General features: G+C 65.0%; 14 protein-coding genes and 1 tRNA gene. 4 read left to right on the top strand and 11 right to left on the bottom strand.

Annotated elements, in window-relative coordinates; genetic code table 11:
* Window positions 1-268: 268 nt before the first annotated feature.
* From cobA to MCUHO_RS07115, 6 genes are read right to left on the bottom strand one after another with little or no spacing between them, the layout of a single operon-like run.
* Complete coding sequence (cobA, locus tag MCUHO_RS07140) at window positions 269-1,006, bottom strand: uroporphyrinogen-III C-methyltransferase (protein WP_067075825.1); 738 nt, start codon at window positions 1,004-1,006, stop codon at window positions 269-271.
* A complete protein-coding gene (gene hemC, locus MCUHO_RS07135; protein ID WP_067075821.1) occupies window positions 1,003-1,887 on the bottom strand; it encodes a hydroxymethylbilane synthase in 885 nt (294 codons plus the stop codon). Before hemC ends, cobA begins: the two co-directional genes overlap by 4 nt.
* A complete protein-coding gene (gene hemL, locus MCUHO_RS07130) occupies window positions 1,872-3,119 on the bottom strand; it encodes a glutamate-1-semialdehyde 2,1-aminomutase (RefSeq protein ID WP_067075818.1) in 1,248 nt (415 codons plus the stop codon). The genes hemC and hemL overlap by 16 nt, the downstream gene beginning before the upstream one ends.
* Window positions 3,106-4,089 carry a porphobilinogen synthase gene (gene hemB, locus MCUHO_RS07125; protein ID WP_067075815.1) on the bottom strand — a complete coding sequence of 328 codons (984 nt, stop codon included), beginning with the start codon at window positions 4,087-4,089 and terminating at the stop codon, window positions 3,106-3,108. The genes hemL and hemB overlap by 14 nt, the downstream gene beginning before the upstream one ends.
* Window positions 4,068-5,339 carry a glutamyl-tRNA reductase gene (gene hemA / locus MCUHO_RS07120; protein WP_067075812.1) on the bottom strand — a complete coding sequence of 424 codons (1,272 nt, stop codon included), beginning with the start codon at window positions 5,337-5,339 and terminating at the stop codon, window positions 4,068-4,070. The genes hemB and hemA overlap by 22 nt, the downstream gene beginning before the upstream one ends.
* Window positions 5,332-5,946 carry a precorrin-2 dehydrogenase/sirohydrochlorin ferrochelatase family protein gene (locus MCUHO_RS07115; RefSeq protein ID WP_235808196.1) on the bottom strand — a complete coding sequence of 205 codons (615 nt, stop codon included), beginning with the start codon at window positions 5,944-5,946 and terminating at the stop codon, window positions 5,332-5,334. The genes hemA and MCUHO_RS07115 overlap by 8 nt, the downstream gene beginning before the upstream one ends.
* A gap of 165 nt (window positions 5,947-6,111) precedes the next feature.
* Here MCUHO_RS07115 and MCUHO_RS07110 point away from each other — a divergent pair, with 165 nt between their 5' ends.
* The 3 genes from MCUHO_RS07110 to MCUHO_RS07100 all read left to right on the top strand — a co-directional run bounded on the left by MCUHO_RS07110 (window position 6,112) and on the right by MCUHO_RS07100 (window position 8,070).
* Complete coding sequence (locus tag MCUHO_RS07110) at window positions 6,112-7,047, top strand: DUF7544 domain-containing protein (RefSeq protein WP_067075806.1); 936 nt, start codon at window positions 6,112-6,114, stop codon at window positions 7,045-7,047.
* Window positions 7,048-7,137: 90 nt separating this feature from the next.
* A complete protein-coding gene (locus tag MCUHO_RS07105) occupies window positions 7,138-7,827 on the top strand; it encodes a PrsW family intramembrane metalloprotease (protein WP_067075803.1) in 690 nt (229 codons plus the stop codon).
* A 171-nt stretch (window positions 7,828-7,998) separates the two neighbouring features.
* Window positions 7,999-8,070: transfer RNA gene (locus MCUHO_RS07100), tRNA-Gly, on the top strand.
* A gap of 77 nt (window positions 8,071-8,147) precedes the next feature.
* On the opposite strand, the gene fae is transcribed toward MCUHO_RS07100, so the two are convergent.
* Window positions 8,148-8,651 carry a formaldehyde-activating enzyme gene (gene fae / locus MCUHO_RS07095; protein ID WP_067075800.1) on the bottom strand — a complete coding sequence of 168 codons (504 nt, stop codon included), beginning with the start codon at window positions 8,649-8,651 and terminating at the stop codon, window positions 8,148-8,150.
* 413 nt (window positions 8,652-9,064) lie between these two features.
* Between fae and MCUHO_RS07090 the strand changes: the two genes are divergently transcribed.
* Entirely contained in the window at window positions 9,065-10,168 is a 1,104-nt protein-coding gene (locus MCUHO_RS07090) for an inositol-3-phosphate synthase (RefSeq protein ID WP_067075797.1), read from the top strand.
* Between the two features lie 11 nt (window positions 10,169-10,179).
* Here the strand turns inward: MCUHO_RS07090 and MCUHO_RS07085 are convergent, their stop codons facing one another.
* The 4 genes from MCUHO_RS07085 to MCUHO_RS07070 all read right to left on the bottom strand — a co-directional run bounded on the left by MCUHO_RS07085 (window position 10,180) and on the right by MCUHO_RS07070 (window position 14,137).
* Complete coding sequence (locus MCUHO_RS07085; RefSeq protein WP_067075783.1) at window positions 10,180-10,827, bottom strand: DUF2284 domain-containing protein; 648 nt, start codon at window positions 10,825-10,827, stop codon at window positions 10,180-10,182.
* 724 nt (window positions 10,828-11,551) lie between these two features.
* Window positions 11,552-12,679: a helix-turn-helix domain-containing protein gene (locus MCUHO_RS07080; protein ID WP_067075780.1), complete on the bottom strand. Its 1,128-nt coding sequence runs from the start codon at window positions 12,677-12,679 to the stop codon at window positions 11,552-11,554.
* Complete coding sequence (locus MCUHO_RS07075; RefSeq protein ID WP_067076231.1) at window positions 12,663-13,649, bottom strand: homoserine dehydrogenase; 987 nt, start codon at window positions 13,647-13,649, stop codon at window positions 12,663-12,665. Before MCUHO_RS07075 ends, MCUHO_RS07080 begins: the two co-directional genes overlap by 17 nt.
* Window positions 13,649-14,137 (bottom strand): amino acid-binding protein, encoded by a 489-nt coding sequence (locus tag MCUHO_RS07070; protein WP_067075777.1) that lies wholly within the window; start codon window positions 14,135-14,137, stop codon window positions 13,649-13,651. The genes MCUHO_RS07075 and MCUHO_RS07070 overlap by 1 nt, the downstream gene beginning before the upstream one ends.
* Window positions 14,138-14,173 lie beyond the last annotated feature (36 nt).

The raw sequence follows: 14,173 nt of genomic DNA, 5'->3' as shown, positions 1-14,173 counted from the left end.
AACTCTCAAAGATCTGTACTTCTCGTCACCCCACCCCACCCGCGCTTCGCGCTCCTCCCCCTTCCTGCGGGGCGGGGGCAGTGCGTGGCGATAGGCGATGTCCCGTGGGGACATCGCTGGAGAAGACCGAAGGTCTTGGACTGGCGACTGGCCGAAGGGCAGAAGCAGAAGAGAACACGAAGCATTTACAAGTGGCGATGGTGCGCAAAAATCCATTGTTCACTGAGCGTTCAAACTGTGCAAAAAAGAGGAGGATATGGAATCCGTTTCACCTCTCAAACCCCTCATACAACTCCACAACCCCCCCTATCACGATCACCGCCGGGGGCCGGACGCCGGCGGCGCGGGCTTTATCGGCGATATCCGCAAGCGTCCCGACCGTCACGCGCTGGTCGGGCCGGAGCCCCCGCTCGATGATCGCGACCGGGGTTGCGGGGTCTTTGCCGTTCGCGGTGAGGGCCGCCGCGATGGCGGGGAGGTTCTTTACGCCCATCAGGATGACGAGGGTCCCCTTCAGCCGGGCGAGGACCTCCCAGTCGAGGGCGGACTCGGGTTTCGTGGGGTCTTCGTGGCCGGTGATGAAGGTCGCCTGCGACGCATATCGCCGATGGGTGACCGGGATGCCGACCATCTCCGGGACGGCGATGGCGCTCGTCACCCCCGGCACCACCTCGACCCTGATACCGTGCTCCCGGAGGGTCTCGACCTCCTCCCCACCGCGTCCGAAGAGGAAGGGGTCGCCGCCTTTCAGGCGCACGACCGTCTTCCCTGCCCTGACCCGCTCGACCATCAGCGCCTCGATCTCGTCCTGTTCAAGGGTGTGGTTCCCGCCGTACTTCCCGCAGTCGACGAGCTCGGCGTCCCGCGGGAGGGTTGCAAGGATCTCCTCGCCCGGGAGTTGGTCGTAGAGGATCACGTCCGCTCCGTCGATCACCTCGCGGGCCTTCATCGTCATGAGGCCGAGCCCGCCCGGGCCGGACCCCACGAGATACGCTTTTCCTGTCATGGTTTTATCCCCAGTGCCGCATGAGCCTCACGAATCAGGGCGGCCGCCTGGACACGCAGCGCCCGCCCCCACTCCCGGGCTTCGCCGACGGTCGCGACGTGCCGCTCGATCCGCTCCCACCGGGAGCCGTCGAGCGCGAGCACCTCGGCGATCAGGCTCCCGTTCCGGCAGTAGATCCCCTGCGGGGTGAAGCACCCGCCGCCGACCTCCTCCATGACGGCACGCTCGATCTCGACGTCGAGGCGGGTCGGCGCGTGGTCGAGCGGCGCGAAGGCGCCGGCGACGGCCGGGTCGTCCCGGCAGACGACCGCGATGGTCCCCTGGTTCGGGGACGGGACGAACCGGTCGGTGGGGAGGGCTTCTCCCGGCAGCGTGAGCCCGAGGCGTTCGAGGCCCGCCTCCGCGAGCACGATGGCGTCGTACTGCCCCTCGCGGAGTTTCCGTATCCGGGTGTCGACGTTCCCGCGAAGCTGTTTCACCTCAAGCGACGGGGCGTCGCGAAGGAGCTGGGCGCGCCGCCGGGTGCTCGACGACCCGATGACAGAGACCGCATCGAGGGGGCACTCGTGCACCAGGAAATCCGCCGGCGAGTCCCGCTCGAGCACCGCAGAGCAGGTGAGCCCCGCCGGGCGGGCCGCGGGGATGTCCTTCATGCTGTGCACCGCGGCGTCGATCTCGCCGCGGAGGATGGCGTCGTCGAGCGCCCGGACGAAGACCCCCTGCCCCCCGATGGCGTGGAGCGGGACGCCGGTCGCGGTGTCGCCCTCGGTCGCGATCGTGACGACCTCCGCCTCGATACCCCGGTCGGCGAGGATGCCGACAACCTTGTTCGTCTGTGCAAGCGCGAGAGCGCTTCCCCGTGTGCCTATCCGAAGAGACATGATCCGTATGCGTCCGCTATCTGTTCGATATCCTGTTCCGTGTGCGCGGCCGAGAGGAAGTTCGTCTCGAACTGCGACGGCGGGAGGAAGATCCCGGCCTCGAGCATCCCTCGCCAGAACCGCGAGAACGCCACCGTGTCGCACTCCTTGACCTCGCGGTAGTCTCGCGGCGGCTCGCTGCGGAAGAAGTGCTTGAAGAGCGAGCCTATCCTGACGAATGTTCCCCTGCCCGCATCCGCAGCGACTTCCCCGATCGCCCGCGTGGCATCGTCGAGCCGCCGGTAGATCTCCGGGTGCTCGTGCAGGTGGCGAAGCGCCGCGTACCCTGCCGCAAGGCTCGCCGGGTTGCCGCTGAAGGTTCCGGCCTGGTAGACCGGGCCTGCGGGGGCGACCAGTTCCATGATCTCGCGCCGTCCCCCGAACGCCCCGATGGGGAGGCCGCCGCCGATGATCTTGCCGAACGTGGCGAGATCCGGCTTTATCCCGTAGAGAACTTCCGCGCCGCCGATCCCGATCCGGTAGCCGGTGATCACCTCGTCGAGGATGAGGAGGACGTCGTGGGCGGCGGTGATCTCCCGGACGTCGGCGAGGTAGCCGTCGTCGGGGAGGACCGGGCCGACGTTCCCCATGATTGGCTCGAGGATGAACGCGGCGACGTCGTCGTTTCCGGCGAGGAGGGCTTCCAGCGCCTCCGTATCGTTGTAGGGGACCTGCCGGGTGTGCGCCGTGAGGCTCGCGAGGACGCCCGCGGAGTCGGGCACCCCAAGCGTGGTCGCCCCCGACCCGGCCTTCACCAGGACCGCATCATGGGCGCCGTGGAACCCGCCTTCGACCTTGATAATGTCCTGCTTCCCCGTGTAGCCGCGGGCGAGCCGGATCGCGGCCATCGTCGCTTCGGAGCCCGACGAGACGAACCGCACCATATCGACCGCGGGATGATCGCTGGTGATGATTCCCGCAAGGTCGAGTTCGAGCGGCGTCGGCGTGCCGTAGAGCCACCCCTTCTCGAGCTGGCGCTCGATCGCCTCCCGGATCGCGGGGTGCGCGTGGCCGAGGATGAGGGGGCCGTAGCCGAGGCAGCAGTCGATGAGGTCGGCTCCGTCGACGGTCGCAAGGTGCGACCCTGCAGCGCGCTCCACGTAGAACGGGTAGGGTTTGATTGCCCGGACAGGGCTGCTGACCCCGCCCGGCATCAGGACTTTCGCGCGGGCGAAAAGGTCACTGCTCTTCATCGAGCCACCTCGCCGCGTCTTCTGCAAAGTAGGTGATGATCAGGTCGGCCCCGGCACGCTTGATGGCCGTGAGGGTCTCGATGGCGACCGCCCGCTCGTCCAGCCACCCGCGCTCGGCGGCGGCCTTGATCATCGCGTACTCACCGCTGACCTGGTAGGCCGCGACCGGCAGTCCGAACCCCGTGACGGCCGCGAGGATGTCGAGGTAGGCGCCGGCAGGCTTGACCATCAGGATATCCGCCCCTTCGGCCGCGTCGAGCTCCGACTCCATCACCGCCTCCCGTGCGTTGCCCGGGCAGACCTGATAGGTCGTCCGGTCGCCGAAACTGAACCCCGAGTCCGCCGCGTCGCGGAACGGCCCGTAGAGAGCGCTCGCGAACTTCGAGGAGTAGGACATGATCAGGACGTCCTGGTATCCGGCGGCGTCGAGAGCCTGCCGGATCGCGCGAACCATCCCGTCGAGCATGCACGACGGCGCGACGATATCGGCGCCGCTCTCCGCATGGGAGACAGCTATCCGTGCCATCAGTTCGAGCGAGGGGTCGTTCAAGAGGTCGGGGCCGTCGGCAGTCTCCCCGACGATCCCGCAGTGGCCGTGGTCGGTGTACTCGCAGGCGCAGACGTCGGTGATGACGACGATCTCCGGCAACCGCTCCTTGATATTGCGGACGGCACGCTGGACGACGCCGTCCGCCGCGTAGGCGCCGGTCGCCTCGCCGTCCTTTGCGGCCGGAACCCCGAAGAGGAGCACCGCCCGGATGCCGGCAGCCCGGAGGCGCTCGCAATAGTCGGCGACGTCGTCCGTCGGGTGGCGGAACTGCCCCGGCATCGAGGCGATTGGAATCGGCGCATCGATCGATTCGTCCACGAAGATCGGCGCAGTGAGGTCGGTCTTTCGCAGTTCGGTTTCGCGGAGGAGCGGCTGGACGATCCGCCGCCGCATCCGTCTCATTCTTCGTTCTGGAAACATGGTTCTCCCCGGGTAATCGCCCTCATCAGGGCTTCTGCCGTTGTTATATCGCCGCACTCCGCACACGCACGGATTGCCGTCGTCACATCCGAGAGGATTTTATTGGTGAGCGCATGCGTCAGGTCGTCAATGACCTCCGCCGTGCGGTCGTCCCTCTCCCCCAGGCGTGCGAGCGCCCTGTCGCGTTCACGCGCCCGGATCGACTCCGCCCAGGTGTAGAGGAGGGCGAGCGTCTCGTCGGCCGCCGCCCGACGGAGGAGCCGGACGAAGTGGTCGGCCTCCTCGTCGATGATCCCCCGTGCGCGATCCGCCTCGCTCCTCCGCGACTCCATGGCTGCGTCGTTGACGGTTCTCAGGTCGTCGATGGTGAAGAGGTGCACGCCCTCGATCGACCGCACCCCTTCCTCGACATCGCGGGGCTGGGCGATGTCGATGAGGATCAGGTGGCGGGGGTGGGTATCGAGCGGCCAGAGCCGCTCCTCCATCACCGCCCGGATATCCTCCGTTCGGATGACCGGGTGCGGTGCGGCGGTGCAGGAGATGACGACGTCGGAGAGCGCGATGTAGCGGTAGAGGTCCTTGAAGTTGACCGCGCGGCCCCCGATCTTATCCGCAAGCATCACCGCGCGCTCGTAAGTCCTGTTGGCGACGTAGATTGCCGTGAGATCCCTGGCGGCGAGCGCCTGCGCCACCAGAACGCCCATCTCCCCGCTCCCGACGACCAGGATGTGCCGGTCGCGCAGGGTGCCGAGGAGGTTCTCCGCGAGCGTCACGGCCGCGGAGCCGACCGAGACCGCTCCCCGGTTGATCTGCGTCTGGCGCCGGACACGGACTCCCGCGTGCACTGCCTTCTTGATGCAGAGGCCGATGGCGCTGCAGCAGGCTCCCGCCTCCTCCGCAGCCGCGAGCGCCTGCTTGAGCTGCCCGAGGATCTGGTCTTCCCCGACGATCAGCGAGTCGATCCCTGCGGCCAGTTCCAGGAGATGGCGGGGCACGGCCTCGCCCTCGATGACCGTAAAGCCGTGCCTGCCTTTCTCCTGCAGGAACCCTTCGAGGCTCCGTGCGTCGCCCTGCACCAGAACCTCGATGCGGTTGCAGGTCTGGAGCAGGAGCGCGCCACGAAACCGTTCCCGCGCCTCGCGGAGAAACGCCGCTTCGTCGGGAAACCGGAACGTCTCGAGCGTGGCGATGTCGGCAGTATGGTGGCTGATCCCCGCGAGCGCGAGGGGGATGGTGAACGGTTCAGGCATGGAGGTACCTCTCGATCGCCAGTGCGCGTGCCCGGCCGTAGTCGGTGGCGAGCGCTGTCCGGATCTCGTCGTCTCGGAGGATCTCCCAGAGGATGCGGGACCGCTCTGCCTGCACCGGTTCGGTCTCCCGGAGCATCGAGCGGATCTCCTCCTGCAGTTCGATCATCGTATCGAGGTCTGCGTAATCCGCTTCGAGCCTCGTGCGGAGGTACCGCGATACGGCGGGACTCTTTCCGCGGGTGCTGATCGCGACGAGAAAACGGCTGCCCCGGACGACCGAAGGGATGATGGCATTGCCGGGAACGCCTGCGGCGTTGTTGAAGAGGACGCCGGCCTCGGCGCACAGCCTCCCTATACGGTCGTTGAGATCCGGATCCGGCGTCGCAGCTACCGCGAGGAACGCACCCGAAAGAAAGCCCCGGAGCGCCTCATCCGAAAGAGCCGAGAGATCGGCCTTCTGCCGCCGGACCGCAAGACCGTCGAGGTCCGGCGAGAACGAACGGCTGATCACGGTCACCACCGCCTCATGCTCAAAGAATGCAGCCTTCCGGGCACCGACGTCGCCCCCGCCGAATATGAGCACCCTCCGGCCCGTCAGGTCAAGCATGAGAGGGATCATTCGTTCTATAGTGTGGTGAACGGACTACATTAAGGTGTTGAAAAACCGGTTTCCTCAAAAACCCGTGAGCGTATGCCACGCGGCAGGATCACCGGGATCCGTTGACCAAAACAAGGTATTAATGAGACGAAGAACATCTTCTACGTGAGAGATATGGCTGAAGATACGTATGCATTCAGCAGACTGGACGGCGCCTTCCAGCGCACCAAAAGCCTGCTCTGGCCGGTCCGGTGGGGCGTATGGCTCCGCCTGGCCCTGATTGCGCTCTTTGTGGGAGGGGGCGTAAGTTTACCGAACACCTCCGGGTACAACTTCGAGGAGGGCGACCTCCCGCCCGGCGTCATGGAGTCCCTTCCCGAGATCGCGCCGCTCATCGTGGCGTTCATCCTCATCGTGCTTGCGATCGCTCTCGTCTGGTGGATCATCGGCACGGTGTTGCAGTTCGTCTTCGTCGACATGTTGCGGACGGGTGACATCCACATCAGGCCGTTCTTTGGAGAGCGGCTCGGAAAAGGAGTGCGGCTCTTCCTCTTCCAGGTCGGCCTCTCGCTGATCCTGATCCTCGCCATGATGGCCTTCATCCTCATGCTTGTCGGGATCGGGGGATCGGGTATCGGCGGTGCTGCATTCATCCTGGTGTTCATTCCGTTCATCCTGATCGCAGCCCTCCTCTTCGGGATCGTCTTCCTCCTGACCACCGACTTCGTCGTCCCGATCATGATTCACGAGGACTGCGGGGTGATCGAGGGATGGCGTCGGCTTTTCGGGATGATTTCGGAGAACGTCATGCAGACCGTCGTCTACATCGTCACCAGGCTCGTGCTCGGCCTCATCGCCGGGATCGTGCAGGCGATTCTGGTCATCCTTGCAATGGTGATCATCGCGATACCCTTCATCCTTGTCGGGATCGTGCTCCTCGCCGCACTCCAGGCGAACTACGTGCTGCTCCTCGCGCTCCTCGTCCCCTACCTGATCATCGCCATTCCGGTGGCGCTCCTGATCGCGGTGCCGTTCGTCACCTTCTTCCGGTACTACGGGCTGCTGGTGCTCGAGGGGCTCGCCCCGGGATACCGTCTCCTCCCCGAATAACCCATTTTTCGGGCGGATATGCTCTCCTCGCCGGCCCTGCCCATGTGACGGAAAGACTCTTCCTCTCTGAAACCATGAATCCCAGTTAGCATGGTCGTCGAACCGCTGGTGATCCTTTCTCTGGCGCTGGCGCCGGGGGTCTTCTGGGCGTGGTACTTCTACCGCAGGGACAAATTCGAGCCCGAACCAAAGGCGCTGATCGTGAAGATCTTCCTCCTCGGCGTCCTCGTCACGTTCCCCGTCGCCTTCGTCGAAGGCTTCTTCGGCCTCTTCATCGTATCCCCACTGATCATGGGCGCCGTCATCGCGCCCATCGTCGAGGAGTACGGCAAGTTTGCGGTCGTGCGCCGGTTCGCCTATCCAAACCCCGAGTTCGACGAACCGATGGACGGCATCGTCTACGCCGCAGCCGCCGCCCTCGGTCTCGCAACGCTTGAGAACGTCCTCTACGTCTTTACGGCATACCTGACGTCGCCGGCGCTTGCCCTCAGCACGATCGCCGTCCGCGCGATCTTCTCGGTCCCCGGGCATGCGCTCTTTGCCGGCGTATGGGGCTACGCCCTCGGCAGGGCCAAGTTCACGGCCGCGGAACGGCGGCCGACGATCGTCCTTCAGGGACTTCTGCTCGGGATGGTGCTGCACGGTATCTTCAACTTCCTGCTCTTCTCTGCCGAGATCTTCGCCTACGCCATCGCCGTCTTCATCCTGGTCCTGACGCCGGGGCTCTGGATCCTTGCGAACCGAAACATCAGGCAGGCGCTCGACCATGGAGACCGGTAGGTGCGCGGGGGCGGCGCGGTCGGCCTCCCGCAGGGCCGGCCGTCGGCCCGGAAACGCCGCCCATCGTGTGATCCTGCAGGGACGGCAACGCCCGATCCGGGCCGCGCTTCGATAGGCTTATTAGCCTGAAAAACCCATGTTGTAAGGCACACAGTGCGAAAGCACAGGCGTGCGCCGATAGTGTAGTGGTTATCACTAGGCGTTGCCAACGCCTAAACCCGGGTTCGAGTCCCGGTCGGCGCATCAGAACTTCGGTCTGACCTTTCTTCCAATGTTTCCGTCAGAGCATACCGGCTCTTCCGCATTCCTCAACGGCAGGTTCACGCGAAGGGATGCTTCGCCGTATCCTTCTGTGCAAGCACCTCGGCAACCGCCGGTTCACCCTTGACAGCCCGGCGGATGGCGAGCTTCGTCGCCTCGTAGTTCCAGTCGTAGATCTTCTTCTTCTCCGCCGCATCCCACTCGATGAAGACCGACGCGATGATCAGCAGATTGTCGGCCTCCGCCTCCGGGATGACACCTTCCGCAACGCTGTCCACCACCGCCTTCGCGACGGCGGCCTGGGCCGGGCCGAAGATCAGGAGGGCCTGGCCTGCATTCTTGATCGTGACCTTGTTGACCATCAGCGTCGAGGGCTTTGCCGGAATGTTCGGGGTGAGCACGGCAAGAAGCGGAGTGTGCCCCCGTGCAGGCGATGCGAGAGCCGTGACGAATGCCTGCTCCACGCTGCTCCCTCTCCTCCCGATGACCAGATCGACGTGGGCAACCTCCGGCCCTTCGCCGACGAGCGCTTCTCCGATGAGTGCATCTTCGAGATCAACCATGATCGGATACCTCCAGAATCTGGATTACGCCGGTATGGATGCATGAAGGTAATAAAACGTTGCGGGGAGTGGATCCCGCCGCGAGCGGGAGCGGCCAGCGGCCGCTCCACATGCTGCGGTTCAGGCCATCCGCGTGTTCGAAACAGAGTGCTCTTCCAGAGGAGACCTGCCGATATGCGGCCGCCATACCATCCGTCCGCACACGCAAAGCCGGTGCGGCCGGCGGCCGGGCCGCACGGAACGCCGTCGGGTCTAGCGAGATCAACCATGGCCATCAGATGCTTCCCGAACCATACCCTTATATTTCCCGCTCCGTATTATACCCAAAAGCGCAACTCGGAGAGAGTTGCACCGTCTCAATCTGCGCCCGGCCGGAGAGTGGGTGTGCCGGGGAGATCTATCGGGGGGCTGTCGTGGACTCGATCAGGATTGCAATCGTGGGCGTCGGGAACTGTGCCAGTTCACTGCTACAGGGGATCGAATACTACCGGGGAAAGAGTGAGAAGGACGCAATCGGGCTGATGCACTGGGAACTCGGCGGCTACCGGCCGTCCGACATCGAGGTGGCTGCGGCGTTCGACATCGATGCGAGGAAGGTCGGAAAAGACGTTTCGGAAGCCATCTTCTCCCCCCCGAACTGCACCACGGCGTTCTGCCCCGGGATGCCGAGAACCGGTGTTCCCGTCCGGATGGGGCGGGTGCTGGACGGTTTTCCCGGGCACATGCAGAACTACAAGGAAGAATGCAGGTTCGTGCTCGCCGATGAGGAGGAGGCGTCCCGCGAGGACGTCATCCAAGCACTCATGGACTCGGGCGCCGAGATGCTGCTCAACTATCTCCCTGTGGGCTCCGAGGAGGCCGCACGATTCTATGCCGATTGTGCGCTGGAGGCGGGCGTCGGCCTCGTCAACAACATGCCGGTCTTCATCGCGAGCGATCCTGCCTGGGCGGCGAGGTTTCGCGAACGCGGCCTTCCGATCATCGGTGACGACGTCAAGGCCCAGCTCGGCGCGACGATCACCCATCGTGTTCTCGTGAACCTCTTCCGGCAGCGGGGAGTGAGGCTCGACCGGACGTATCAGTTGAACACCGGCGGCAACACCGACTTTCTGAACATGCTCAACCGCGACCGCCTCGCCTCGAAGAGGACATCGAAGACCGAGGCGGTGCAGTCGGTGCTCGAGGTGCCTCTCGATGACGACGACATCCACATCGGCCCGAGCGATTACGTCTGCTGGCAGAAGGACAACAAGGTCTGTTTTCTGAGGATGGAAGGGCGGCTATTCGGGGACGTTCCCATGCAGATCGACCTCCGCCTCTCCGTCGAGGACTCGCCCAACTCCGGGGGGATCGTCATCGATGCCATCCGGTGCTGCAGGCTCGCCCTTGATAGGGGTGTCGGCGGCCCGCTGATATCACCGTCCGCCTACTTCATGAAGCATCCTCCGGTGCAGTTCCGGGACGACGAGGCATGGCACATGACCGAGGAGTTCATCCGGGGCGCCCGGGACGACTGAAGGCCGGCACGTCACTCGATGAGGACGAGCCCTACCGAGGTGATGCTGCCGTGCTCGATCTTCCCGTACTCGAGGTCGCGGCAGGGGACGACGTGCAGGTCCCATCCGACCTTCCGGGCGGTGGAAAAGACGTCGATTCCGGCCCCCTCCATCGTCGGGCGGACGAGATCCATATGCCGGCAGAGCCTCCGGATGCTCTCGTCGACGACCCCTTCGTGCTCTTCTGCGACGCAGTGCAGGTGCTCGCAGTAGATGCAGGGGTATCCCCCGAACCCGAACGCCTTCGGGAAATCGTCGTAGAACGCCGTCTTCTCGAGGAGGTGCACCGTCGAGTTCACCCAGAGGATGAGGTCGCGGAAGAACGGGTGGAAGTCGAGCGGTATCTCGTCGGGTCTGAGGCCGGGGTGCCCGGGGATGCCCTCGAACCGGAGAAGGAGGGTGGTGCTGTACTCGGCGAGCAATCGCTCTGTCTCAGCGGGGGTGGGGGCGTATGGCGGGCAGGACATGTGTTTCCCGTAGCCCTTGCACCCGAACCGGCACTTGAACCGCACCCATTCCGCGACGACGACGTCGTGGGCCGCTATCCGCCGCGCTTCCGCGCCCCGCTCCCGTGCGAGGGAGGAGAGTCTCTCGATCTCCTCTTCAAGTTCGCGTCTCATCGCCTTTGCCTCGATGAGGGATATCTGCCGGCTCCGGGTATTTATGGGTAGCGAGGGGGGGGAGGGGGTTCCGGCGGGTGGTGAGTGAGAAGGGAAGGTATGGAGACACTCAGGAGAAAGGCGTGCCGGAGGATACGAGTGCTGCAGGTGAGTGAGCATGAGAAGGCTCTAGGATAACTATCACGGCAAATAGAACAATCGAAGCGATAATATAGCCTGGTACACTGGACCGTGGGGATATCGCCATTGGGGGTGGGGCTGACGGGGAGGGGGGAGCATCCCCCCTCCCCTGTCTCCACGTTGTAATGGATCTTTGTAACCCCCACCACCCGCGCTTCGCGCTCCTCCCGCCCCCATGGGGGGCGGGCAGTGCGTGGCGATAGGCGACTGGCTGAAGGTGCGACGTTCCGGAGAGCGACTGTCCGTAGGACAGGAGTTTGAGAAGACCGGAGGTCTTCGAGGAACGGAGCTGAAGCACCGTTAGGTGCGGGGCAGGAGCAGGAGAAGACCGAAGATCTTGGACTTGCAATGGATGGAACATCTGGAGCATGAGCACCGCCAGATGCGTAGTCCGATGGAAATCCGTGTACGGTTTTGCGACATCTTGGTGCGTGACGGACTGAATGGCGGGTATATCTAAAGCCACAAAATTCCAAAAAAGAATGCCCCTATAATCGGAACTCAGAGACGAACACCGCGAGCGAAAAACTCACCCACCCCCCGCTCACTCCACCGGTTCCCACCCGGTGCAGACGTCCCGTCCGGGGTCGAGGAGCACGTCGTGGGGGAGCCCGATGAGCGAGACCGCCGCGAGCGCCCCAATGACGCCACGGCCGCCGTAGAGGTGCGCCCCGAACCGCCCGGCAGCCCTCTCGGCCTCTTCCCGGCCGATCACCGCCTCCCTCGCGCTTCTCCCGTACGCCCGGAGTGCGCCGGGAACCCGGAAACCCTGCCGGACGGCGACGCCCCACTCGGGGGACGCCGCCTCCCCGGCGACGAACCGCACGACGGCCTCCTCGATCCGCGGCACGAGATCGGGCTCCACCGCGAGCTCGATGCAACTGCAGGAGTTCCCGGCCGTCCGGGCCTTGAGCCGGGGGTTGAGCATCGCCACGCGGTGGCCGATCGGCATGACGCCGTCGAGTTTCGCGAGATGCTGGAGGAGAGCGAGGGCGAGGGCGAAGGTCGCGCCCTCGGTTCCGGTATCGGTGTCGTCGATCCCGACGGCGACGTAGGCGAGCGCCCGGGTGACCACCTCGCCCTCGACCACCGGCCCTTCGCGGTGTACGGTGACGCCGCAGACACCTTCGGCAAGGGACATCATATCGGTGAGCGAGTAGGCCGGGCCGCCGATGCACCGGATCTGCTGGCGGATGTAGCCGTCCTCGTGGAAGACGCCGACGATCCCGACCGCCGGCGCGGGATCGAGCCCAACGGCCACCTCCCGCCGCCCGAGGCTTGCCCGCTCGCGGAGCAGCGTCCCGTCCCGGCGGACGGACTGCAGGGCGCCGCCGGCTCGGGCGTGGTGGAACTCGCAGAAGGCCGCACATCCCCCGCTCATGCACTCATGGTAGATCTCGACCTCATCGCCGTCGACCGTGGTGAAGACCCGGCGGCAGGCGCTCTCCGGCATCACGCTGCTCGCCGCATACCGCGCCGCGTGCCGCCCCCGCTGCTCCTCCGTGATCAGGACGCACCCCTCCTCGATGAGACGATTCACCCAGTCCTGGACGGTGCTCCGGGGGGTCTCGGTCGCCTCAGCGATATCGACCACCGTAAAGTAGCCACTCTCGAGCGTCGCCTGACGCATCAGCCGCAGGTACTGCTTTCTCCGCTCAAGAACCCTGGACATGCCGATCACGGATATAGAGGAGGTCGCCGATCACCGCGCTGGCGGTCTCGGTGGAGCCCGCGCCCTTCCCGATGAACGTCAGGTCCCCGGCGAGATCCGTCTCCACGGTGACCGCGTTGAGTGTCCCTTCGACGACGAGCGGGTGCGCTTTTGCAATGATCCGCGGCGAGACCCGGAGCACCCCGGCCCGGGGGACGATCTCGCCGATCAGCCGGATGGTGCAGTCCTGGTCTTCCGCAAGCCGCAGGGCTTCGGGCGTCAGGAGGGTGATCCCCGTCCGCTCCACGTCGTCGAGCGTGGTCCGCATATCCAGGATGGTGTTTGCCAAGATGACCAGTTTAACGCCCGCATCGATCCCCTCGACGTCGTAGGTCGGGTCGGCTTCGGCATACCCGAGTTCCCGGGCCTCGGCAAGGGCCTGCTCGTAGGTGAGGCTGTCCTCGGCCATACGGGTCAGGATATAGTTGCAGGTGCCGTTGAAGACCCCGTAGAGCCGTGAGATGGTGTTGCCCGCAAGGCCCTCCTGCATCGCGTGGATGAGCGGGATCGCCCCGCAGACCGTCGCTTCGTACTTCAGGAAGACGCCGTTTGCCGCTGCAAGCGCCCGGAGTTCCGGATAGGCAAGGGCAATCGGGCCTTTGTTCGAGGTGACGACGTGTTTGCCCCGCCCGAGGGCTCCCCGGATGTGGCCCAGCGCCGGCTCGCCGTCATCCACGTTCGTCGGGGTCACCTCGACGAGGACGTCGTAATCCGCCTTCGCCACAACGTCGCCGGGGCTGACGTCCGGGCTGCCGCAGGGGCCGCCGTTCTCCTTCCGGGCAAGCGCCGCCGCGAGGTCGATCCCGGCCGGATCGATGAGCCCGCTCCGCGAGTCGGCAAGGCCGGTGACCGCGATATCGAGGTTTTTTGCAAGTATTGCCCGGGCGATCCCCCGGCCGACGGAGCCGAACCCGAGGATGGCTATCCGCATCATGCATCCTCCAGCGGCTCGATGATGAGGAGATGCTTCTGCTCCGCAACGCTGCGCAGGATCCGGATCGCCTTCTTCATCTCCTCGCGGGTGGTCGAACGGATGGTGATCCGGGCCGAAGACGGGGAACTGATCGCCGGCATGGCAAGGGAGAGATCCGTCACCTCGGCCGAGCCGGTCGTGTCGATCCGGTCGACCGTGTCGGAGAGATCCGTGTGCATCAGATGGCCGATCATGATCATTGTGCATTCGTAGAGAAGCCGTTCCTCGCCGATACGCACGACGTTGACACCCTGCTCCCGGAGCAGTTCAAGGAGCCTCGAAAGACGTCCCTCGGGGAGTTCCAGCACGATCTGGACGTCCAGCGTCTCCGTAGCCGCCGGAGTCTCCCTCTGGTGGATAACCGCGATGATATTTCCCCCGACAGCCGAGATCGGCTGGAGGGCTGCAACCAGCTGTCCGGGCTGGTCCCTCATCTCGAGCTTCATGGATACCTGCAAAAAAAACCACCTGCTGAATAGTTG

This window comes from Methanoculleus horonobensis, from assembly GCF_001602375.1.
Lineage (GTDB): Archaea > Halobacteriota > Methanomicrobia > Methanomicrobiales > Methanoculleaceae > Methanoculleus > Methanoculleus horonobensis.
Note: the sequence above shows the minus strand (reverse complement) of the source record. Positions and strands in the feature narration are given on the sequence as shown.

Excerpts from the sequence above, each read along its gene's own strand:
- cobA (WP_067075825.1), bottom strand. The coding sequence starts at position 1,006 with ATGACAGGAAAAGCGTATCTCGTGGGGTCCGGCCCGGGCGGGCTCGGC.
- hemC (WP_067075821.1), bottom strand. The coding sequence starts at position 1,887 with ATGTCTCTTCGGATAGGCACACGGGGAAGCGCTCTCGCGCTTGCACAG.
- hemL (WP_067075818.1), bottom strand. The coding sequence starts at position 3,119 with ATGAAGAGCAGTGACCTTTTCGCCCGCGCGAAAGTCCTGATGCCGGGC.
- hemB (WP_067075815.1), bottom strand. The coding sequence starts at position 4,089 with ATGTTTCCAGAACGAAGAATGAGACGGATGCGGCGGCGGATCGTCCAG.
- hemA (WP_067075812.1), bottom strand. The coding sequence starts at position 5,339 with ATGCCTGAACCGTTCACCATCCCCCTCGCGCTCGCGGGGATCAGCCAC.
- MCUHO_RS07115 (WP_235808196.1), bottom strand. The coding sequence starts at position 5,946 with ATGCTTGACCTGACGGGCCGGAGGGTGCTCATATTCGGCGGGGGCGAC.
- MCUHO_RS07110 (WP_067075806.1), top strand. The coding sequence starts at position 6,112 with ATGGCTGAAGATACGTATGCATTCAGCAGACTGGACGGCGCCTTCCAG.
- MCUHO_RS07105 (WP_067075803.1), top strand. The coding sequence starts at position 7,138 with ATGGTCGTCGAACCGCTGGTGATCCTTTCTCTGGCGCTGGCGCCGGGG.
- fae (WP_067075800.1), bottom strand. The coding sequence starts at position 8,651 with ATGGTTGATCTCGAAGATGCACTCATCGGAGAAGCGCTCGTCGGCGAA.
- MCUHO_RS07085 (WP_067075783.1), bottom strand. The coding sequence starts at position 10,827 with ATGAGACGCGAACTTGAAGAGGAGATCGAGAGACTCTCCTCCCTCGCA.
- MCUHO_RS07080 (WP_067075780.1), bottom strand. The coding sequence starts at position 12,679 with ATGTCCAGGGTTCTTGAGCGGAGAAAGCAGTACCTGCGGCTGATGCGT.
- MCUHO_RS07075 (WP_067076231.1), bottom strand. The coding sequence starts at position 13,649 with ATGCGGATAGCCATCCTCGGGTTCGGCTCCGTCGGCCGGGGGATCGCC.
- MCUHO_RS07070 (WP_067075777.1), bottom strand. The coding sequence starts at position 14,137 with ATGAAGCTCGAGATGAGGGACCAGCCCGGACAGCTGGTTGCAGCCCTC.